Below are 19231 nucleotides of genomic sequence, written 5' to 3'. Positions count from 1 at the left end.
TCATCATGGATTCCCGGACCCGTCAACTCCGGCAGGCCGGGGGCGGGCAAAAAGCAGCAGGGCCAGCGCCATGGAAAAGTCGGTCGAACAGCTCACTCTGGTGAAGCATAAGATAGGTGCGGCCGAGCGCGAGGCCAACAGACCCGATGGTTCGACAGTGCTCGTGGCGGTCTCCAAGACCTTTGACGCCGAACATATCCGCCCGGTCATCGAGGCCGGCCAGCGCGTCTTCGGCGAAAACCGCGTCCAGGAAGCGCAGGGCAAGTGGCCCGAGCTGAAAGCGGATTTCCCCGACATCGAGCTGCATCTCATCGGCCCGCTGCAATCCAACAAGGCCAAGGAAGCCGTCGCCCTGTTCGACGTCATCGAGACGGTCGACCGCGAAAAGATCGCCACTGAGCTCGCCAGAGAGATCGAACGCCAGGGCCGCGCACTGAAACTCTATGTCCAGGTCAACACCGGCTCCGAACCGCAGAAGGCCGGCATCGAGCCGCGCGAAGCGGTCGCCTTCGTCAAGCGCTGCCGCGAGGTCCATGGCCTCGCCATCGAAGGCCTAATGTGCATCCCGCCGGCCGACGAAAACCCCGGCCCGCATTTCGCCCTGCTGGAAAAACTGGCACGCGAAGCCGGATTGCAAAGGCTGTCCATGGGCATGTCGGGCGACTACGAACTTGCGGTTGCATTCGGCGCCACCAGCGTTCGAGTCGGCTCGGCGATCTTCGGCACCCGCTGAGATGCCAGCTGCCACAACAAAAAAGGCCGGAACTTACATCCCGGCCTTTTTCTTTGCTCGTTCCAGTTATTCCGCTGCGACGATCTTGCCGGCTTCCCACTTGAACAGCGAGAAGCTCGGCGAGGTCAGGTCGCCGCTTTCGCCATAGGTCAGGTTGCCGATGGCGGTGGCGATCGGCTCGCCCGACTTCAGCGCGGCAGCGACCGCGGCGGTGTCGTCGGCCTTGCCGGCCTTCTCGATGCCGGCCTTGAGCACTTCAACAGCAGCATAGGCATTGAGCGTGAAGGCTTCCGGCGGGATGCCCTTGCCCTCGAGCACCTTGACCGCGTCGGCCGAGGCCGGATTCTTCAGCGCGTCGGTGGCGTTGGTGAACAGCGTGCCGGCGGCGGCTTCGTTGCCGATCGCCCAGAACTCGGTGTTCGACAGGCCTTCGCCGCCGATGATCACGGCATTGACGCCGCCGTCCTTCAGCTGGCGGGCCAGCAAGCCGCCTTCGGGGTGGTAGCCGCCGAAGTAGATGACGTCGACATTGTCAGACTTCAGGCGCGTGATCAGCGCCGACAGGTCCTTTTCGCCCGGGGTCAGCGAGTTCTGCTGCACTTCGGTCAGGCCACCGGCATTGATGGCCGCCTTGAAAGCGTCGGCCAGGCCCTTGCCGTAGGTGCCCTTGTCGTCGATCACCGCGACGCGCTTGTCCTTCATGGTCTTGAGCACATAGGCAGCGGCGACCTCGGCCTGCTGGTCGTCGCGGCCACAGGTGCGCAGTACGTTGGTCAGGCCGCGTGCGGTGAGATCAGGCGCGGTTGCCGTCGGCGTCACCATCAGGATGCCGTTTTCGGCAAAGACGTCGGAAGCCGGGATCGCGACACCCGAAGTCACCGGGCCAACGACATACTTCACGCCTTCGCCGACCAGCAGGTTGGCAGCCGAAACGCCCTGCTTGGGATCGCCGGCATCGTCGGCAAGCTTCAACACGATCTTTTCGCCTAGGATGCCGCCCTTTTCGTTGATGGCATCGACAGCCGCCTGGGCGCCGTTCTTGACCTGGTCGCCATAGGCAGCGACCGGGCCGGTCAGCGGGGCGACGAGGCCGATGGTGATGTCGGCGTGCGCGGCGGAGCCGAAGGCCATAAGTGCTGCGAGCGAGACGCCCGCAAGGATCTTCATGTTCATCTTAGTTCTCCCTTTTACCCGCCGGCCGCGAAGGCGCAGCGGAAGCTCTGGTGGCGGGAATACCCGCCCAGTGAGCTGGCGGCAATCGGCCCAGCGTCGCGAAAGCCGCAATTGATTTGTGCCAGCGCAGCGCGTCGGGAGGCCACGCCGCGGAAAAATTCATACCCGATCAGGGCGTTGCCTGGTCGAACCGACAGGCTCAGTGCAGCACGAACTCGCCGTCGACCTTGCGCCATTCGTTGGGCGCGATCAGCTTGCGGTGGGTATAATGCACCGAGTGCAGCGGCCCATCGAGCTTGGCGCGCCAGAAATCGATGAAGCTAAACAGGATCGGGAATTTCGGCGCGAGATCGTAGTCCTGCCAGATGAAAGTCTGCAGCACATGCGGGTGGTCGGGCAAATGGTAGAGGATCTCGGCCGTGGTCAGGCCATAACCCTTGAGCATCAGTTCAAGTTCAGAAGCGTCGCGCATTGCAAGCCTTCCGTGTCGAACGTTCCTCCACGGCTCGAGTCTGAACCGCGTTGGTTAACCGTTTCCTAAAATGAACGTCAGCAACCTGTGATAAGTTCCAAGAAATCAGCACTTTAGCAGCCGCCTACCGGAACTGCTGATCGCCAGATAACGGCGTCGATTTGCCGCTGCGGAATGTGCCGGGGCAAATCCAATGTCTAATATTGTGGCGCACCACAAATTGATAATAATGCGCGCCAACGTGCGGCCCAGAGTCGCCGTCCGCCGGCCAGCAGGAGCCGCCGGATCGATCCGGGAGGAAGGGAAAGAAATGTCCGAAGTCCGTGTCCACCGCGTCCAGCCGGCGTGGAAGAAGAATGCGCTCATCGACAACGACACCTACCTGAGATGGTATGGCGAGAGCGTCAAGAACCCCGACAAGTTCTGGGGCAAGCACGGCAAGCGCATCGACTGGTTCAAGCCCTACACCAAGGTCAAGAACACCTCCTTTGAAGGCAAGGTGTCGATCAAGTGGTTCGAGGACGGGCTGACCAACGTCTCCTACAACTGCATCGACCGGCACCTGAAGAAGCGCGGCAACCAGACCGCCATCATCTGGGAAGGCGACAACCCCTACGACGACAAGAAGATCACCTATAACGAGCTCTACGAGCACGTCTGCCGCCTCGCCAACGTGATGAAGAAGCACGGCGTCAAGAAAGGCGACCGCGTCACCATCTACATGCCGATGATCCCTGAGGCTGCCTATGCGATGCTCGCCTGCACGCGCATCGGCGCCATCCACTCGATCGTCTTCGGCGGCTTCTCGCCCGACGCGCTGGCCGGCCGCATTGTCGACTGCGAGTCGACCTTCGTCATCACCGCGGATGAAGGTCTGCGTGGAGGAAAATCGATACCCTTGAAGGAAAACACCGACAAGGCGATCGACATCGCCGCCAAGCATCATGTCATGGTCAAGGACGTGCTGGTGGTGCGCCGCACCGGCGGCAAGATCGGCTGGGCGCCGGGCCGCGACCACTGGTACCACGATGAGGTCCGCTCGGTTAAGCCTGAGTGCAAGCCCGAAAAGATGAAAGCCGAAGACCCGCTGTTCATCCTTTACACCTCCGGCTCGACCGGCAAGCCCAAGGGCGTGCTGCACACCACCGGCGGTTATCTCGTCTACGCCTCGATGACCCACCAGTACGTCTTCGACTACCATGACGGCGACATCTACTGGTGCACCGCCGATGTCGGCTGGGTCACCGGCCACAGCTACATCGTTTATGGTCCGCTCGCCAACGGCGCGACCACGCTGATGTTCGAGGGCGTGCCGAACTATCCCTCGGCGTCGCGTTTCTGGGACGTCGTCGACAAGCACAAGGTCAACATCTTCTACACTGCTCCAACCGCCATCCGCGCCCTGATGGGCGCCGGCGACGAGCATGTGAAGAAGACCTCGCGCAAGAGCCTGCGCGTTCTGGGTTCGGTCGGCGAGCCGATCAATCCCGAGGCGTGGGAGTGGTATTACAATGTCGTCGGCGACAAGAAGGTGCCGATCGTCGACACCTGGTGGCAGACCGAGACCGGCGGCATCCTGATCACGCCGCTGCCCGGTGCGACCGACCTCAAGCCGGGTTCGGCGACGCGGCCGTTCTTTGGCGTCAAGCCGGAGCTGGTCGACAACGAGGGCAACGTTCTCGACGGTGCCGCCGACGGAAACCTCTGCATCACCGACTCCTGGCCGGGCCAGATGCGCACCGTCTATGGCGACCATGAGCGCTTCATCCAGACCTACTTCGCCACCTACAAGGGCAAGTATTTCACCGGTGACGGCTGCCGCCGCGACGCCGACGGTTATTACTGGATCACCGGCCGCGTCGACGACGTCATCAACGTCTCGGGCCACCGCATGGGCACCGCCGAAGTCGAGTCGGCACTTGTCAGCCACGACAAGGTCTCCGAGGCCGCCGTCGTCGGCTACCCGCACGACATCAAGGGCCAGGGCATCTACAGCTATGTCACGCTGATGTCGGGCATCGAGGCGACCGAGGACCTGCGCAAGGAACTCGTCGCCCATGTCCGCAAGGAGATCGGCGCCATCGCCTCGCCCGACAAGATCCAGTTCGCACCAGGCCTGCCCAAGACACGTTCGGGCAAGATCATGCGCCGCATCCTGCGCAAGATCGCCGAAGACGATTTCGGCGCGCTCGGCGACACCTCGACGCTGGCCGATCCAGCCGTCGTCGACGACCTCGTCGCCAACAGGCAGAACAAGCGGGCCTGAGCCCGCGCGATCCCCTCGCGTCCCGTGATGCGAGGGGATCGTCTTCCAGTTCAGCAGCCGATCTGCTGGCGCAATTCATCGACAAGTTCTTTCGTCGGGCAGACATTTTCGCAGGGAATGCCGTCATTGTCGGCGTCCGCCCGCCTGTAGCCGCCGCACCAAAGCTCCACTGCCTCGGCACATGAACTGACCTGCTTGCAGGTTCGGGCCCGGGCCAGCGTGATTGGCAATCCCTGCTTGACCTCGAGTTCCGCGCGCGCCGTCGCGCCAGCATTCCCGGATGTGATGATCCAAATTCCCAGGATCGAACCGATCCGCATGCACGTCTGACGCAATTCCATTTCCCCCAAGCATGCCTCGACAGCTTTGAGGTCGAGGCCCGTCCCGCGTCAAACCTGCGCTGGCCATCACGCTCGAGCAGGTCCCGCCCCTGGTCCAATCCGCCATCTCGGCACCGCTATTGACAATTCACGCAATAAGGAAAAATATTTTCCTATAGAATAATAATTTTCGCATGTGAGGCAGGAGTTCTTCGATGGCACGGGAAGTTGAGTGGGCGCGCATGACCGCACCCGAGCTGCGCGAGATCGCAGCGCGCGGCAACGCCATGGCCATCCTGCCGGTCGGATCGCTCGAGCAGCACGGCCCGCATCTGCCCGTCATCACCGATACGGCAAGTGCCGAGGCCGCCGCCCGGCGCGGCGCGCGCCTGGTCGCCGATGATGTACCGCTGGCTGTGCTCCCCGGCCTCTGGCTCGGCATGAGCGAGCATCATCTGCCGTTCGGCGGCACGATCAGCCTCGACTACACCGCCTATTTCCACGTGCTGAAATCGATCGTCCGGTCGCTCCAGGCGATCGGCTTTACGCGCCTGCTGATCGTCAACGGCCATGGCGGCAACATCGACCCGCTTGCCATGTCGACGCGCGAACTGGCCGTCGAATTCGCAATGCCGATCGTCTACACGACGCCGTGGATGCTGGCGCCGGAGGAAACGGCAGCACTGTTTGAAACCGACAACGGCCCCAAGCACGCCTGCGAGGGCGAGGCGTCGGTGATGCTGGCGATCTCGCCCGACACCGTCAAATCAGACAAGTTCGAAGAGGCCTTCACGGCGGAGGCCGGCAAGCACGAGGCGCCGCATGGTGCCCACCGCTTCTATTCGTTTTCCGAGCGCGCGCCCAACACCGGCACATGGGGCGTTCCGGCCAAGGGCACGGCGGAGAAGGGCGAGCGTTTCCTCGATCTGCAGGCCCGCGAACTCGCCAAGCTGATCGTCGACCCGGCCCTGTGGACGCAGCTAGACGCTGTGTGGCGGCCAGGCCGTGGACTCGGCACCCGTGCCGGGCGCGCCGACTGATACGGGCGGACACATCACGCCCGCAACCAAGAACACCTGAAGGGGAACTTCGATGAAATCCTTGAAACGCGGCTCGCTTCGGGCCGCCCTTTGTCTTTCAGTCGCCACAGCTGCCCTGGGCCTGCTCGGCTCCGCCGAGGCATCGGCCAAGACGCTTGTTTACTGTTCCGAGGCGGCACCGGAAGGTTTCGATCCGGCGCTCTACTCGACCAACAGCACCTGGGATGCCTCGTCTAAGCCGATCTACAGCCGACTGGTCGAATTCGAGAACGGCACAACGAACCTGCTGCCTGGCCTGGCCGAGAGCTGGACCGTTTCCGACGACATGCTGACCTATACGTTCAAGCTGCGGCCCGGCGTGAAGTTCCAGACCACCGACTACTTCACGCCGACACGCGACATGAACGCCGACGACGTGGTGTTTTCGTTCGACCGCCAGTACCGCACCGACAATCCCTGGCATCAGTACGTCACCGGCGCGAACTACGAGATGTATGCCGGCATGGACATGCAGGCGACGGTCAAGGACATCTCCAAGGTCGACGATCTCACGGTCAAGCTTGTGCTGAGCCAGCCGAATGCTTCCATTCTCTCCAACCTGGCGATGGATCTGGGCTCGATCGTCTCCAAGGAATATGCCGACAAGCTCGCCGCGGCCGGCACGCCGGAGAAGCTGAACTCCGAGCCGATCGGCACCGGGCCGTTCCAGTTCGTCGGCTACCAACAGGATGCCGTGGTGCGCTTCAAGGCCAACCCGACCTATTGGGGCGCCAAGCCGAAGCTGGACGAGCTGGTTTTCGCCATCACGGCCGACGCATCGACGCGGATGCAGCGCCTGCAGGCTGGCGAATGCCATGTCGCCGCCTATCCCGCGCCGGCTGATGTTCCCGGCCTCAAGGCCGACCCCAATCTTGTGGTGGTGGAAAAGCCCGGCCTCAACGTGGCCTATCTCGCCTACAACACCTTGACCCCGCCTTTCGACAAGATCGAGGTGCGCAAGGCGCTGAACATGGCGATCGACAAGAAGGCCATCCTCCAGGCGGTGTTCCAGGATCTCGGCGAAGTTGCCAAGAACCCGATCCCGCCGGCGATGTGGGGCTACAACGATGCCGTCGTCGACGATCCATATGATCCGGTAGCGGCGAAGAAGATGCTCGACGATGCAGGCGTCAAGGACCTGAAGATGAAGGTCTGGGCGATGCCGGTCAGCCGGCCCTACATGCCCAACGCGCGTCGCGTCGCCGAACTTATCCAGTCCGATTTCCAGAAGGTCGGCGTCAGCGTCGAAGTCGTTTCCTACGAATGGGCAGAGTACCTGAAGCGCGCCCGCGACAAGCAGCGCGATGGCGCGATCATCCTCGGCGGCACCAGCGACAACGGTGATCCCGACAATCTGCTGTCCTACTTCTTCTCCTGCGCCGGCGTCGGCGGCGCCAATATGGCCAACTGGTGCCACCAGCCCTTCGAAGACCTGCTCCAGAAAGCCCGCACCACCGTCGACCAGGCCGAACGCGCCAAGCTCTACGAGCAGGCCCAGCTGATCTTCAAGGAGCAGGCGCCCTGGGCGACGCTCGATCACTCGACGGTGTCGTTGCCGATGTCGAAAAAGGTCCGCGGCTATGTCATGGACCCGCTCGGTTCGCACCGCTTCGAGACAGTCGACCTGGCCGAATAGCCGACCTGCCCTCATGCAACTTGCCCCCTCGCGTCACGGCGCGAGGGCGCCTGCCCGACGTCCGACAGCTCGGGAGAAAAGGCCTTGACTTAGAGTGCGCTCGAACACCTAGCATCGCGAGCGTCGTAACGAAACAAGGTTGTCATGAAGATTGGCGAACTCGCAAGACGCTCGGGCCTGACCGCCTACACGATCCGCTACTACGAGCAGATCGGCCTTTTGCCTGCACCTGACAAGGACGCATCGGGCCAGCGTGACTATGACGTATCGATCCTCACCTGGATCGAGTTCCTCGGCCGTCTCAAGGGCACCGGCATGCCGATCCGCGAGATGCTGCGTTATGCGGCGCTGCGCGGGAAAGGGCCAGCCACCGATGCCGAGCGCCGTGCCTTGCTTGAGGCGCATCGCCACAAGGTGCGGGACCATGTCGCCGACCTCCAGGCCAACCTCCTCGTTCTCGACGCCAAGATAGCAGGCTACGCCGATGCAGAAAAAAGGATCGAGACCGAAAATGAACAACTCTCCAGAAAGCCGCTTCGAGCGCGGCTCACGCGCGCTCGCTGAAATCGACGGCGAAGGCGGCCAGAAGGTTGTCGACTCGCTCGCCGACATCGCGCCCGATTTCGCCCGTTACATCATTGAGTTTCCGTTCGGCGACATCTACACGCGTCCCGGCCTCGACCTCAGGTCGCGTGAGATCGCAACGATCGCGGCGCTGACAGCATTGGGCAATGCCGCCCCGCAGCTCAAGGTCCACATCCAGGCTGGGCTCAATGTCGGGCTCAGCCGCGACGAGATCGTCGAGATCATCATGCAGATGGCGGTCTATGCCGGCTTTCCGGCAGCACTCAACGGCCTGTTCGCCGCCAGGGACGTGTTTCAGCAAGAGCACAGCCTGGCAGCATAATCTCGCACCAAGGGCCTAGAGCAATTCCAGGAAAAGTGCGAAGCGGTTTTCCGTCCGGAATTGCGCAAAAACAAGAAGATAGAGCGGTTCCGCGATTCGAAGAAAAGCGGAAATGCTCTAGTGCGATGGTCGCACTTGCCAAACCGTCGGAAAGACCCCACCTTGCTGTTGTGTTCAACGAACTGAAAGGAGGTGATCCGATGTCGAGTGATTTCGTTTTCCTAAACGTGGCCTCAGCGGATTGCCCTTTCGGGAAGCAGTCTTCCCGTTAAGGCGCGAGAAGCGCGGCTGGTGACCTCAAGGTCATAAGCCAGAGACCGCGCCATGGACGGAAACACGGAAAGGCCGCACCTTCGCAAGAAGGGCGGCCTTTTTTCTTCGGGCTCTTCGTTTCGTTATTTGGTCAGCGCCAACCGTTCGATGTTCTGAGCGATGGTCTGGAAGGCGGCGTCGAGCTCCTTGCCATTGGACGTCTCGAAGTAGCGCTTCACCACACCATCAGGCGAAGCGCAGTCTTTCATCGTCTTCTTCGCTGCTTCGGTATCCAGCTTGAAGCCTATGGTGAAAATCTCGATGCCTTTTTTGCGCATCGCCTCGCATAGCGTCTTCGCGGCTGTCCGGGTCGCCGCCTTGCCGCTGGCGATGTAGGCACCTTGCCACGTGGCGGCATCTGAATAGGACAGGTTGAACTCACCGTCGGTCATCAGGATGGCAAACTTGGCCACCTTTTCCGGGTCGACCTTATCGGGCCGCTCCGACTTTTGAAAGACGCCGGCCCAGTTCTCGGACAAGGTGTACCAGGCCCACTGAATGCCGATATGCCCGGCGGTGCCGCCATCGGCAACGAAAGCCGCGATCTCGGTCTTGAGTTTCTTGCCGTCGTCGGTGAGCGGCACCACCTTCGCGCTCGGGCAGACCGGGGTGTTGTAGCGCGTGGAATACTCGTTGATCAGAAAGTCGCGATTGACCATCGCCAAGTCGGGACCAGCATCAGTGTACTCGTAGATCCCCTTGCGCTCAGTGGCGCAATTGTCGGGACGCGTCGAGCTCGAAACCGCCTTCGCATCGGTATTGCCGGGCGCTTGCTTGCGGTCCGCCTCGCTGCGCTCCACGAAGACAGAACTTGACCCCAGAGTGCCTGTGTTGACGGAGTTTGCGTAGGGCACAAGCGACATGCGCACGCGCGGGTCGCCTGACGGTGTCTTCTCGCCCTTCAGGAAACTGTCGACCGCATTCGTTGCCGCCTTCTTCAGATCCTTGATCTTCTGACCCTCCATCGACCCGGTGACGTCGAGCATCATCGCCACTTCGATGCGCTTGTCGGAATAGAGCGATGCCGTCGACGCAGCGACCCGCTGGCGGTTGGACGTGCCGAACAAAGGAAAGAACACATTGACGTCGATATAGGCCGATGCCTCAACCGTGCCGGCAAGCTTGTCGACGATCACCTTGTTCAGCACGACCTTTTCACCTGGCGCCAACAAGCTGCTGGCATTGGCCTCGAGAAATGCCCGAACCGTGCCGTCCGCATCCTCAAGCTTGATCTTGCCGGTTGTGAGGTCACGCGCTGTCGACGTCACCGCGGCGTCGACCGCCTGCGACAGACCCGATTTCACATTGAACAACTGCGCGGTGTTGATGCCAAAGCCGGCTGCCATGGCGAGAACGGAAATGGTTACACCGCCCAGAATGGCGAAGTTGCCGCTGCTGTCGCCGGCGAAACGCTTTGCCGCCCGTGCCAGTACCTGAAATTTCCGCATGTCCCGCCCCGCCGCCTGTGTGCATCTGGCAAGGGCAAAGCAGGAAACTGGCCGCTGCAGCCCATTTGGGCAGGCCAAGCGGTATCACGGCATCAAGTCATTGATTCTCATTGAGGTCACTGATCCACATGGTGAATGCAAGGTTAATCCGCCCGCAAGCCGATGGACTTGTTTACCGCCTATTAATCATGGTGACGGTAGCACCGCGGGCGCCGCCTCACTTCGGCACACCGAGCCTGTGCCAGATCGGGTCACCCACACCAGCTGTCCCGCTTGCCGCCGCCATAGGCGCGCACCAGTCCGTCTTCGAGCATTGCCTTGGCGACCACCTCGCCCTCTCCGGTGGCGACATCGGCAAGCACGCGGCCATAATATTTGGCGCCACCGATGTTGGAGAGACTTATCGGACCCTCAGCGACGAGCCGGGCAAGGGCTGCGCGTGCCGCCAGTGCCGCGGCCCGTTCACCAACGCATCGGCTTTTCATTTCCGGTGCGTCGATGCCGCGAATGCGGATATTGACCCGCAACGTCTGCCCGGGCCAGATTTCTGCCTCGGCCAGGAACGTATCGCCGTCGATCACCTCAACGACACGCGCGCTGACCGGCCCGGCGAAATTGTCCCGTAGCTTGGCCTCGGCAGGAAATGCGAGGCCAACACAAACCAGAACCGCCGCAGCCTTGAACAGATTCGAATCCATCCAAGGTATTTATTCCTATTTCCTGGACTAAGCAAGAAGCGGCGGCGGGGATGTTGCGAACCTACATCCTCGGCTCGCCGCTGACCGGATCGATCTTGATCTCAACCTTGGCTTTGTCAGACGTGTAATAGACCACGTCGTAATAGCCTTCGCTCTCCCAATCGATCTCGGAGATGTAGTGGAACTGGTCGCGCTGCTCGATCTTGGCGATGATCGCAGACAGCTTGAGCGAATTCTGCGGCGGCACCGCCGGTTCCTTGGTCTGCGCCTCAGCTGGCGCGACTGCAAGCAAGGCGGCCAACAACAGCCCCGATATCGCCGACTTCATCATGATCGATCCTTTCATAATACCGAGCGAAACGAACGGCTGTCGATTTCGGTTCCATCAGGCCACACGGGGAGAGCGTGGCCCGAACTGTCCTCAGAAATCGCTGGTCAGGCCCTTGATCTCCCAGTCGCCATAGCGCCCGGGCTCCTTGCCGCCACGTCCGCCGATCTCGCGCGGCAGCTTCGCCTGCTCAGCCTCATAGGCCTCGCGACGGGCCTCGGCTTCGGCCAATGCGCGCTTGGCTGCAGGCGAAAGCTGCTTGGGCCCGGGCGTCTCCGGCTCGGTCTGCGGTTTGGCGTCGTCCATGGGACTCCTCGGAAATGATTGAAACGCACCCTCGTCTCTCCCATCATATAGCGAAGCGCTGAGCCGGGATCGACCCTGGCGCGGGCGGAAAAGGACGGAGCGAACGGATGAACGTGATGCGGACGGCGATGCTTCTGGCGACCATGACAGCGCTGTTCATGGGCGTCGGCTACCTGATCGGCGGCTCCGGCGGCATGACGATCGCCTTCCTGATCGCGGCGGCCATGAACCTGTTCAGCTACTGGAACTCCGACAAGATGGTTCTGCGCATGAACCACGCCGTCGAGGTCGATGAGCGCAATGCGCCCGAATATTACGCCATCGTGCGCGGCCTCGCCGCCAATGCCGGCCTGCCGATGCCCAAGGTCTACCTGATCGACAGCCCGCAGCCCAACGCGTTTGCCACCGGCCGCAATCCGCAAAATGCCGCCGTCGCCGCCTCCACCGGCCTGTTGCAGCGGCTGAGCCATGAAGAAGTCGCAGCTGTCATGGCGCACGAACTCGCCCATATCGAAAACCGCGATACGCTGATCATGACTGTTACCGCGACCCTTGCCGGCGCGATCTCGATGCTCGGCAACTTCGCCTTCTTCTTCGGCGGCAACCGTGACAACAACAATCCGCTCGGCTTCGTCGGCGTGCTGGTGGCGATGATCGTGGCGCCTTTTGCCGCCATGCTGGTGCAGATGGCGATCAGCCGGACCCGCGAATATTCCGCAGACAGGCGCGGCGCCGAGATCTGCGGCAATCCGCTCTGGCTCGCTTCCGCCCTTGACAAGATCGCCCGCAACGTCGAACGCATCCACAACCCCGAAGCCGAGCGCAATCCTGCGATGGCTCCCCTCTTCATCATCAATCCTCTATCCGGCGAGCGCATGGACAATCTTTTCTCGACTCACCCCAATACCGAAAACCGCATCGCCGCCCTGCAGGCGATGGCGAACGAGGGTGTCGGTCGTCCTGCACAGCGCACGGCGCCGCAGCCGACAGCACAGCGTTCGGCATCTGGCCAGCAAGGTCCCTGGGGCGGTAGCCCTGCCGAGCAGGCCGCGCCCGAGCAGCCACGTCCGTCCGGTCCATGGGGCCGCAATCCGACCGGGCCGAAAGGCCCGAGGTCGTGAGCGGCGGCCAGCGCGACCCCCAGCGCGACCCTAAGCGAAACCGCGCGCGCAGCGGTGACGGCAAGGGCAACCGGCCGTCCATCGTTCCCGACGTTCCGGGTATTGCCGCGCGCATGGCCGCGGCCCGCCTGCTGGCCGCGACAATCGACGCCAGGACCCCGCTCGACGGCCTGACCGATCACGAGCACGGCCACCCCCAGTTCCGCGCGCTCGACATGCGCGACCGTGGTCTGGTCCGCGCCATCCTGGCCTCCGCACTTCGCCATCGCGTCACCATCTCCAAGCTGATCTCGCGCCGGCTTGAAAAGCCGCTGCCGGCCAACGCCACCGTGTTGACCCACATCCTGCACGTCGCGGCAGCGCAGATCCTGTTCCTCGACATTCCCGACAGCGCCGCCGTCGACCTTGCCGTCACCCACGCCAAGGCCGACCCGCGCACGGTTCGGTTCTCGGGCCTGGTCAATGGCGTGCTGCGCACTCTTGCCCGCGCCAAGGAAGCCGAGCTGGCCGACATGCTGGCAACGACCAACGACGCGCCCGACTGGTTCGTCGAGCGGCTGACTGCCGCCTATGGCGCGGACGAAGCCCAAAAGATCCTCGCCGCGCATCGCGTCGAGGCGCCTGTCGATTTCACCGCCAAGGCAGATCCGGCCAAATGGGCCGAGCAGCTGGGTGGCACCGTGCTGCCCACCGGGTCGATACGCATCGAGCGCCTTTCCGGTCCGGTCGCCGAACTGCCGGGCTTCACAGAAGGCGCTTGGTGGGTCCAGGACGCCGCCGCCGCCCTGCCAGCAAAGCTGTTTGGCGATGTCAGCGGCCAGCGTGTTGCTGATCTCTGCGCCGCCCCCGGCGGCAAGACGGCACAGCTCGTGCTCACCGGCGCCAAGGTCACGGCGGTCGAAGCTTCGAAGAACCGCCTTGCCCGTCTTGCCGGCAATCTTGAGCGCCTTGGCCTCGATGCCGACAAGGTCAACGCCGATATCCTCGCTTACGAGCCTGCAGAGCTGTTCGATGCCGTCCTGCTCGATGCGCCATGCTCGTCAACCGGCACGGTCCGACGCCATCCCGACGTTCTGTGGACCAAGTCGCCTGCCGACATCACCAAGCTCGCCGGCGTCCAGCGCGCCCTGCTCGACCGTGCGGCCAAGTTGGTGAGGCCGGGTGGCAGGATCGTCTTTTCCAACTGCTCGCTCGACCCTGAAGAGGGCGAGGCCCTCGTCGCCGGCTTCCTGGCCGAACACAAGGGCAAGGTCGAACTCGACCCGATTCGCGCAGGTGAGGTCTCAGGCATCGACGATTTTGTCACCGCCACCGGCTTTTTGCGCACCACGCCCGCCGGCCTTGACCTCGGCAATCCCGCGATCTCCGGCCTCGACGGCTTCTTTGCAGCAAGGTTCCGCCGCATCGCCTGACCCAATCGGCCATTAACGAAAAATTCACCCTCGCGCCCACCATTGAAACAACCTAATTTGTTTCACGACGTCGGGTTGCGTCAGGAGGGGTATTGTCGATCGCGGCGGACAGCACGACGCGCCTTTGGGCACTCGTTGCCAAGGAGTTCTGGCGCAAGACGCGCCGGCGCCTGCGCGCCGGCCCGGCTTACAGCTGGCGTTACACCGGGCGCACGCCTGAACGCGTGCTGATCGCCCCGCCCGACCTGCGCCTTGCCGATCCCCAGATCGCGCTCGAAATCTACTATGGCCGCTTTCCGCTTTCCGGCCATCTGGTCGAGACCGGCGGGCAATCGCCCTTCCTGATCGACGTGCCCAATCGCGGCTGGCAGCGCAGCCTGCATGGCTTCCGCTGGCTGCGCCACATGCGCGCCGCCGGCACCGAGCTTGCCGCCGCCAACGCCCGCGCCCTGGTTTCCGACTGGATCGCGCTGCACGGCAACCGTATTTCAGGCACGGCCTGGGAGCCGGCAACCACCGCCAAGCGCATCATCGCCTGGCTGCAGCACTCCTCGGTCGTGCTGCAGGGCGCCGAATTCGCCTTCTACCGTTCCTTCCTGCGCTCTCTGGCGATGCAGATCCGCTATCTCCGCTCGCTGGCGCGCGAAATGCCCGACGGCAAGGATCGTCTCCGGGCCCGTGTCGCGTTGGCCTTCGCCGCGTTGTCCTTGCCGGCACCCGTCTCGGCGCTGCGCTCGGCCACCCGCAACCTCGCCGAAGAACTCGACCGCCAGATCCTGCCCGACGGCGGACATATCTCGCGCAACCCGATGGCAGTGCTGGAGATCCTCGCTGATCTGCTGCCCTTGCGCCATACCTACGCCAACCAGGCCGAGCAGCCGCCGCTGGCACTGATCAACGCCGTCGAGCGCATGTTGCCGGCGTTGCGCTTCTTCCGCCACCAGGACGGCAGCCTTGCCCGCTTCAACGGCATGGGCGCCACCATCCACGACCGCATCGTCGCGATCCTGCGCCACGACGAAACCGCTGGCTCGCCGCCGCTGCACGCCACCCATTCCGGCTACGAGCGCCTTGCCATGGGCGGCACGACAGTCATCGCCGACACCGGCACGGCACCGCCCATCGAAGTGTCCAACCACGCCCATGCCGGCTGCCTGGCCTTCGAGATGTCGTCGGGCCGTCAGCACTACATCGTCAATGCCGGCATCGACACCTATGGCGCCGCCGACCTCAGGCCGCTGGCGCGGGCCACCGCCGCCCACTCCACCGTCACCATCAATGACACCTCGTCGGCGAGCTTCGCCCATTCGCAGCGTGTCAGCGGCATGCTCGGCAGTCCGCTTTACGCCGGCCCCAGATCGGTGCCGACCCAGCGCTTCGACAAGGCGGGCATCCACGGTTTCGTCGCTCGCCACGACGGCTACGCCCAGCGCTTCGGCCTTCACCACGAGCGCGAGCTCAGCCTGTCGGCCGGCGGCAGCATCCTGTCGGGCTGCGACCGCATCCTTCGCGCCGGCAAGACGCCGATCAAGAATGATGGCCGCGACCTCGTCACCATCCGCTTTCATGTCCATCCCGACGTCCAGCTGTTCCGCGACCAAAAGGAACGGCTGGTGCTGACCGGACCTGACATCGACACCTGGGTCTTCATCTCGCCGGATGTTGCGGCCGAGGTCGAGGAATCGATCTATTTCGCCGGTCTTGGCGGCCCCTGCCGCTCGCGCCAGATCGTGCTGTCGTTCAAGGCTTCGGAAATCTCCGAAGTGCATTGGCAGTTCTCGCGCACGCGCATCATCAGCCGCCTCGACGGCGAACGCGCCTGATCGGGCATCACCACGGGAAATAGGCCGGATGCGCCGCTGCGCGCCTTGATTTCCGGGCCTCATATGCTAGGCCGCGCGCAAGCAAAGTTTCCGCTCCCAACTTTGAAGGGCCCGCCACCCATGGCCGTCGTTTCCAAGAAGATCCCCGCACCCGACCTCGTGCCGATCCGTCGCGCCCTGCTGTCGGTCTCCGACAAGACCGGGCTGATCGAATTCGCCAAGTGCCTGACCAATGTCGGCGTCGAGCTGGTCTCCACCGGCGGCACCGCCAAGTCGATTGCCGCCGAAGGCATCGCGGTTCGCGACGTCTCGGAGCTCACCGGCTTTCCCGAGATCATGGATGGCCGCGTCAAGACGCTGCATCCCTCGGTCCACGGCGCACTGCTCGGCGTGCGCGACGATCCTGAACATGTCGCGGCCATGGCCGAGCACGGCATAGAGCCGATCGACCTCGTCGTGGTCAACCTCTATCCCTTCGAGGAAGTGCGCAATTCCGGCGCCCACTACGCCTCGATCGTCGAAAACATCGACATCGGCGGCCCGGCCATGGTCCGCGCCTCGGCCAAGAACCACGCCTATGTCGCCATCGTCACCGATCCGGCTGACTACAAGGACGTGCTCGACTCGATCGTCGCCAACAATGGCTGCCTGTCCTACGAGTTCCGCAAGAAGCTCGCCGCCAAAGCCTTCGCTCGCACCGCAGCCTATGACGCTGCGATCTCAGGCTGGTTCGCCGAAGCGCTTGAGATCGAAACGCCTGACTGGCGCGCCTTTGGCGGCAAGCTAGAAAGCGTCATGCGATACGGCGAAAACCCGCACCAGACGGCCGGCTTCTACCTGACCGGCGACAAGCGTCCCGGCGTCGCCACCGCAACCCAGCTGCAAGGCAAGCAGCTCTCCTACAACAACATCAACGACACCGACGCTGCCTTCGAGCTGGCCGGCGAATTCGATTCCGTTCGCACCGCAGCGGTCGCCATCATCAAGCACGCCAACCCTTGCGGCGTCGCCGAAGGTGCCACGCTCGCAGAAGCCTATGCCAAGGCGCTGGCCTGCGACCCGGTCTCGGCATTCGGCGGCATCGTCGCGCTCAACCGCATCCTCGATGCCGAGGCAGCCGAGGAAATCGTCAAGATCTTCACCGAGGTCATCATCGCGCCCGCTGCGACCCCCGAGGCTCAGGCCATCGTCGCTGCCAAGAAGAATTTGCGCCTGCTGGTAACAGGCGGCCTGCCCGATCCCGACAGCGCCGGCATCACGGTCAAGTCGGTTGCCGGCGGCCTGCTCGTCCAGTCGCGCGACAATGCGGTCATCGATACGCTCGACCTCAATGTCGTCACCAAGCGCCAGCCGACCCAGCGCGAGATCGAGGACCTGAAGTTCGCCTTCCGCGTCGCCAAGCACGTCAAGTCGAACGCCATCGTCTACGCCCGCGACCTCGCCACCGTCGGCATTGGTGCTGGCCAGATGAGCCGTGTCGACTCGTCGCGCATCGCCGCCCGCAAGGCACTCGATGCCGCGGAAGCCGCCGGCCTCGCCGAGCCGCTGACCAAGGGCTCGGTCGTTGCCTCCGACGCCTTCTTCCCTTTCGCCGACGGCTTGCTGTCGGCCGTCGAGGCCGGTGCCACCGCCGTCATCCAGCCGGGCGGCTCGATGCGCGACGACGACGTCATCGCCGCAGCCGACGCGCATGGCATCGCCATGATCTTCACCGGCGTCAGGCATTTCAGGCATTGATCTTGTTCTTCGCCTTTTCCACTTGTGGGAGAAGGCGAAGGCAAACTCACTTCACCTCATCCGCCGGATAGGGCGTGCGCAACAGCACGGCCAGGCCGACGGCGAAGAAGATGATGATCATCGCCATGCCGAGGCGTGGCGAGCCGCTGAGCGCGGTGACTGTCGCAACCGCAAAGGGCGCGACGAAGCTGGTCGCGCGGCCCGACAGCGCATAGAGCCCAAAATAGCGCCCGGCCTCGTCGGCCGAGACACTGCGCGCCATGTAGGAGCGCGACGACGCCTGCACTGGGCCAAAGGCGATGCCGACCAGCAGGCCGAAGGCGATGTAGGCCTTCTCGGCCGGCGTACCGAACAGGCCGTTCGTGTCCACGCCCGGCATCTGCCACAGGCCGAACAGCGTGTAACCAGGTCCGGTCGAAACGATGCCGATGGTGGCGATCGTCAGCAACACCAGCGAAACCACCACCACGACCTTCGAGCCGAAGCTGGTGTCGAGCCGGCTGGCGACAAGGCAGCCGAAAATCGCGACGACATTGAGGATGATGCCATAGATGCCGATCTCGGTGATCGACCATCCGAACATCGCCGCGGCGAATGCGCCACCGAGCCCGAGCAGCGCATTGACGCCGTCCTGGTAGATCATGCGGGCGACAAGGAAGCGGAAGATGCCGGTGCGCTGGCGCACTTCCCCGATCGTCGACTTGAGCTCGCTGAGCCCCAGCCGCACGGCCGGACGGATGGCGATGCCTTTGCCGCTGTCGGGCGTGAAGAAGAACATCGGCAGGATGAAGATCAGGTACCACAACGCCGAGATCGGACCTGTCGCGCGCGCGTCCTCGCCGGCCACCGGATCGAGCCCGAAAAGCGGGGCAGCACCGATGATCGTCTTGCCGGTCTCGGGAGAGGCCGCCAGGAAGCCGACGACGAAGATCAGCACGATCATGCCGCCGAGATAGCCGAGCCCCCAGGCGATATTCGAGATCTTGCCGATCTCCTCTTTCGACACCAGGCGCGGCATCATCGAGTCGTTGAAGACGATCGAAAACTCCGCCGCCACCGAAGCAAGCGAGAACAGCAGCACGATCGGCACCAGCGGCGAACCGGGTTCGGCGTACCACAGCAGGCAGAGGCAGATGATCTTGATTGCGGCGAAGAAGGCGATCCACGGTTTGCGTGGGCCGGTCTGGTCGGCGATCGAGCCGAGCACCGGCGACAGGATGGCGATGACGAGGCCGGCGGCGGCGATGCCGTAGCCCCATGCCGCCTGGCCCATGGCCGGATCGGTCGCCATGCGCGCGACGAAATATGGCCCGAAGATGAAGGTGGTGACCACGGTGAAGAACGGCTGCGCCGCCCAGTCGAAAAACATCCAGCCCCAGACGCCGCGCCGCGGCGTACGTTGAACCACCATCGTGTCAGCCATCATCCCTCCGCGCGCGCCGCATCAGCGCGTTGTCTGG

At 63.4% G+C, this 19231-nt stretch carries 18 protein-coding genes; 10 read left to right on the top strand and 8 right to left on the bottom strand.

Translation table 11 applies throughout. The features are described 5' to 3' along the window. Positions 1–70 precede the first annotated feature (70 nt). Positions 71–733, top strand: coding sequence for a YggS family pyridoxal phosphate-dependent enzyme (locus IHE39_RS10185; RefSeq protein ID WP_192566382.1), 663 nt, complete (start codon positions 71–73; stop codon positions 731–733). Positions 734–799: 66 nt separating this feature from the next. Here IHE39_RS10185 and IHE39_RS10180 read toward each other — a convergent pair whose 3' ends face one another. Further along, positions 800–1906, bottom strand: a complete 1107-nt coding sequence (locus IHE39_RS10180; protein WP_210322206.1) for a branched-chain amino acid ABC transporter substrate-binding protein — start codon at positions 1904–1906, stop codon at positions 800–802. 199 nt (positions 1907–2105) lie between these two features. Next, on the bottom strand, positions 2106–2378 hold the full coding sequence (locus IHE39_RS10175) for an usg protein (RefSeq protein WP_184768056.1): 273 nt from the start codon (positions 2376–2378) through the stop codon (positions 2106–2108). 310 nt (positions 2379–2688) lie between these two features. Between IHE39_RS10175 and acs the strand changes: the two genes are divergently transcribed. Further along, a complete protein-coding gene (acs, locus tag IHE39_RS10170) occupies positions 2689–4644 on the top strand; it encodes an acetate--CoA ligase (RefSeq protein WP_192566381.1) in 1956 nt (651 codons plus the stop codon). Positions 4645–4694: 50 nt separating this feature from the next. On the opposite strand, the gene IHE39_RS10165 is transcribed toward acs, so the two are convergent. Then, positions 4695–4985, bottom strand: coding sequence for an excalibur calcium-binding domain-containing protein (locus tag IHE39_RS10165; RefSeq protein WP_246485441.1), 291 nt, complete (start codon positions 4983–4985; stop codon positions 4695–4697). Between the two features lie 194 nt (positions 4986–5179). On the opposite strand from IHE39_RS10165, the gene IHE39_RS10160 reads away from it, so the two are divergent. The 4 genes from IHE39_RS10160 (at position 5180) to IHE39_RS10145 (ending at position 8586) form a co-directional block, all read left to right on the top strand. Then, on the top strand, positions 5180–6004 hold the full coding sequence (locus IHE39_RS10160) for a creatininase family protein (protein ID WP_192566380.1): 825 nt from the start codon (positions 5180–5182) through the stop codon (positions 6002–6004). A 52-nt stretch (positions 6005–6056) separates the two neighbouring features. After that, entirely contained in the window at positions 6057–7679 is a 1623-nt protein-coding gene (locus IHE39_RS10155) for an ABC transporter substrate-binding protein (RefSeq protein WP_192566379.1), read from the top strand. Positions 7680–7823: 144 nt separating this feature from the next. Next, a complete protein-coding gene (locus IHE39_RS10150) occupies positions 7824–8243 on the top strand; it encodes a MerR family transcriptional regulator (protein ID WP_192566378.1) in 420 nt (139 codons plus the stop codon). Then, positions 8191–8586 (top strand): carboxymuconolactone decarboxylase family protein, encoded by a 396-nt coding sequence (locus IHE39_RS10145; protein ID WP_192566377.1) that lies wholly within the window; start codon positions 8191–8193, stop codon positions 8584–8586. The genes IHE39_RS10150 and IHE39_RS10145 overlap by 53 nt, the downstream gene beginning before the upstream one ends. Positions 8587–8981: 395 nt before the next feature. Here the strand turns inward: IHE39_RS10145 and IHE39_RS10140 are convergent, their stop codons facing one another. The 4 genes from IHE39_RS10140 to IHE39_RS10125 all read right to left on the bottom strand — a co-directional run bounded on the left by IHE39_RS10140 (position 8982) and on the right by IHE39_RS10125 (position 11678). Beyond that, entirely contained in the window at positions 8982–10346 is a 1365-nt protein-coding gene (locus tag IHE39_RS10140; protein ID WP_192566376.1) for a hypothetical protein, read from the bottom strand. Between the two features lie 251 nt (positions 10347–10597). Beyond that, on the bottom strand, positions 10598–11044 hold the full coding sequence (locus tag IHE39_RS10135; protein ID WP_192566375.1) for a thermonuclease family protein: 447 nt from the start codon (positions 11042–11044) through the stop codon (positions 10598–10600). A 61-nt stretch (positions 11045–11105) separates the two neighbouring features. Beyond that, positions 11106–11375, bottom strand: a complete 270-nt coding sequence (locus IHE39_RS10130; RefSeq protein WP_434781296.1) for a PepSY domain-containing protein — start codon at positions 11373–11375, stop codon at positions 11106–11108. Between the two features lie 90 nt (positions 11376–11465). Next, complete coding sequence (locus IHE39_RS10125; RefSeq protein WP_192566374.1) at positions 11466–11678, bottom strand: DUF1674 domain-containing protein; 213 nt, start codon at positions 11676–11678, stop codon at positions 11466–11468. Positions 11679–11785: 107 nt separating this feature from the next. On the opposite strand from IHE39_RS10125, the gene htpX reads away from it, so the two are divergent. The 4 genes from htpX (at position 11786) to purH (ending at position 17771) form a co-directional block, all read left to right on the top strand. Further along, positions 11786–12799, top strand: a complete 1014-nt coding sequence (gene htpX, locus IHE39_RS10120) for a zinc metalloprotease HtpX (protein WP_192566373.1) — start codon at positions 11786–11788, stop codon at positions 12797–12799. Further along, positions 12757–14211: an RsmB/NOP family class I SAM-dependent RNA methyltransferase gene (locus IHE39_RS10115; protein ID WP_192566372.1), complete on the top strand. Its 1455-nt coding sequence runs from the start codon at positions 12757–12759 to the stop codon at positions 14209–14211. Before htpX ends, IHE39_RS10115 begins: the two co-directional genes overlap by 43 nt. A 92-nt stretch (positions 14212–14303) precedes the next feature. Further along, positions 14304–16034 carry a heparinase II/III family protein gene (locus tag IHE39_RS10110; RefSeq protein WP_192566371.1) on the top strand — a complete coding sequence of 577 codons (1731 nt, stop codon included), beginning with the start codon at positions 14304–14306 and terminating at the stop codon, positions 16032–16034. A gap of 120 nt (positions 16035–16154) precedes the next feature. Further along, positions 16155–17771: a bifunctional phosphoribosylaminoimidazolecarboxamide formyltransferase/IMP cyclohydrolase gene (purH, locus tag IHE39_RS10105; RefSeq protein ID WP_184768067.1), complete on the top strand. Its 1617-nt coding sequence runs from the start codon at positions 16155–16157 to the stop codon at positions 17769–17771. Positions 17772–17817: 46 nt separating this feature from the next. Here purH and IHE39_RS10100 read toward each other — a convergent pair whose 3' ends face one another. Further along, positions 17818–19194 carry an MFS transporter gene (locus tag IHE39_RS10100; RefSeq protein ID WP_434781295.1) on the bottom strand — a complete coding sequence of 459 codons (1377 nt, stop codon included), beginning with the start codon at positions 19192–19194 and terminating at the stop codon, positions 17818–17820. Positions 19195–19231 lie beyond the last annotated feature (37 nt).

The sequence above is a fragment of the Aminobacter carboxidus genome (assembly GCF_014863355.1).
Lineage (GTDB): Bacteria > Pseudomonadota > Alphaproteobacteria > Rhizobiales > Rhizobiaceae > Aminobacter > Aminobacter carboxidus.
Note: the sequence above shows the minus strand (reverse complement) of the source record. Positions and strands in the feature narration are given on the sequence as shown.

Coding starts and splice junctions, on each gene's coding strand:
- IHE39_RS10140 (WP_192566376.1), bottom strand. CDS start 10,346: ATGCGGAAATTTCAGGTACTGGCACGGGCGGCAAAGCGTTTCGCCGGC.
- IHE39_RS10185 (WP_192566382.1), top strand. CDS start 71: ATGGAAAAGTCGGTCGAACAGCTCACTCTGGTGAAGCATAAGATAGGT.
- purH (WP_184768067.1), top strand. CDS start 16,155: ATGGCCGTCGTTTCCAAGAAGATCCCCGCACCCGACCTCGTGCCGATC.
- IHE39_RS10135 (WP_192566375.1), bottom strand. CDS start 11,044: ATGGATTCGAATCTGTTCAAGGCTGCGGCGGTTCTGGTTTGTGTTGGC.
- IHE39_RS10165 (WP_246485441.1), bottom strand. CDS start 4,985: ATGGAATTGCGTCAGACGTGCATGCGGATCGGTTCGATCCTGGGAATT.
- acs (WP_192566381.1), top strand. CDS start 2,689: ATGTCCGAAGTCCGTGTCCACCGCGTCCAGCCGGCGTGGAAGAAGAAT.
- IHE39_RS10130 (WP_434781296.1), bottom strand. CDS start 11,375: ATGATGAAGTCGGCGATATCGGGGCTGTTGTTGGCCGCCTTGCTTGCA.
- IHE39_RS10100 (WP_434781295.1), bottom strand. CDS start 19,194: ATGGCTGACACGATGGTGGTTCAACGTACGCCGCGGCGCGGCGTCTGG.
- IHE39_RS10115 (WP_192566372.1), top strand. CDS start 12,757: ATGGGGCCGCAATCCGACCGGGCCGAAAGGCCCGAGGTCGTGAGCGGC.
- IHE39_RS10155 (WP_192566379.1), top strand. CDS start 6,057: ATGAAATCCTTGAAACGCGGCTCGCTTCGGGCCGCCCTTTGTCTTTCA.
- IHE39_RS10150 (WP_192566378.1), top strand. CDS start 7,824: ATGAAGATTGGCGAACTCGCAAGACGCTCGGGCCTGACCGCCTACACG.
- IHE39_RS10175 (WP_184768056.1), bottom strand. CDS start 2,378: ATGCGCGACGCTTCTGAACTTGAACTGATGCTCAAGGGTTATGGCCTG.
- IHE39_RS10160 (WP_192566380.1), top strand. CDS start 5,180: ATGGCACGGGAAGTTGAGTGGGCGCGCATGACCGCACCCGAGCTGCGC.
- htpX (WP_192566373.1), top strand. CDS start 11,786: ATGAACGTGATGCGGACGGCGATGCTTCTGGCGACCATGACAGCGCTG.
- IHE39_RS10125 (WP_192566374.1), bottom strand. CDS start 11,678: ATGGACGACGCCAAACCGCAGACCGAGCCGGAGACGCCCGGGCCCAAG.
- IHE39_RS10145 (WP_192566377.1), top strand. CDS start 8,191: ATGAACAACTCTCCAGAAAGCCGCTTCGAGCGCGGCTCACGCGCGCTC.
- IHE39_RS10180 (WP_210322206.1), bottom strand. CDS start 1,906: ATGAACATGAAGATCCTTGCGGGCGTCTCGCTCGCAGCACTTATGGCC.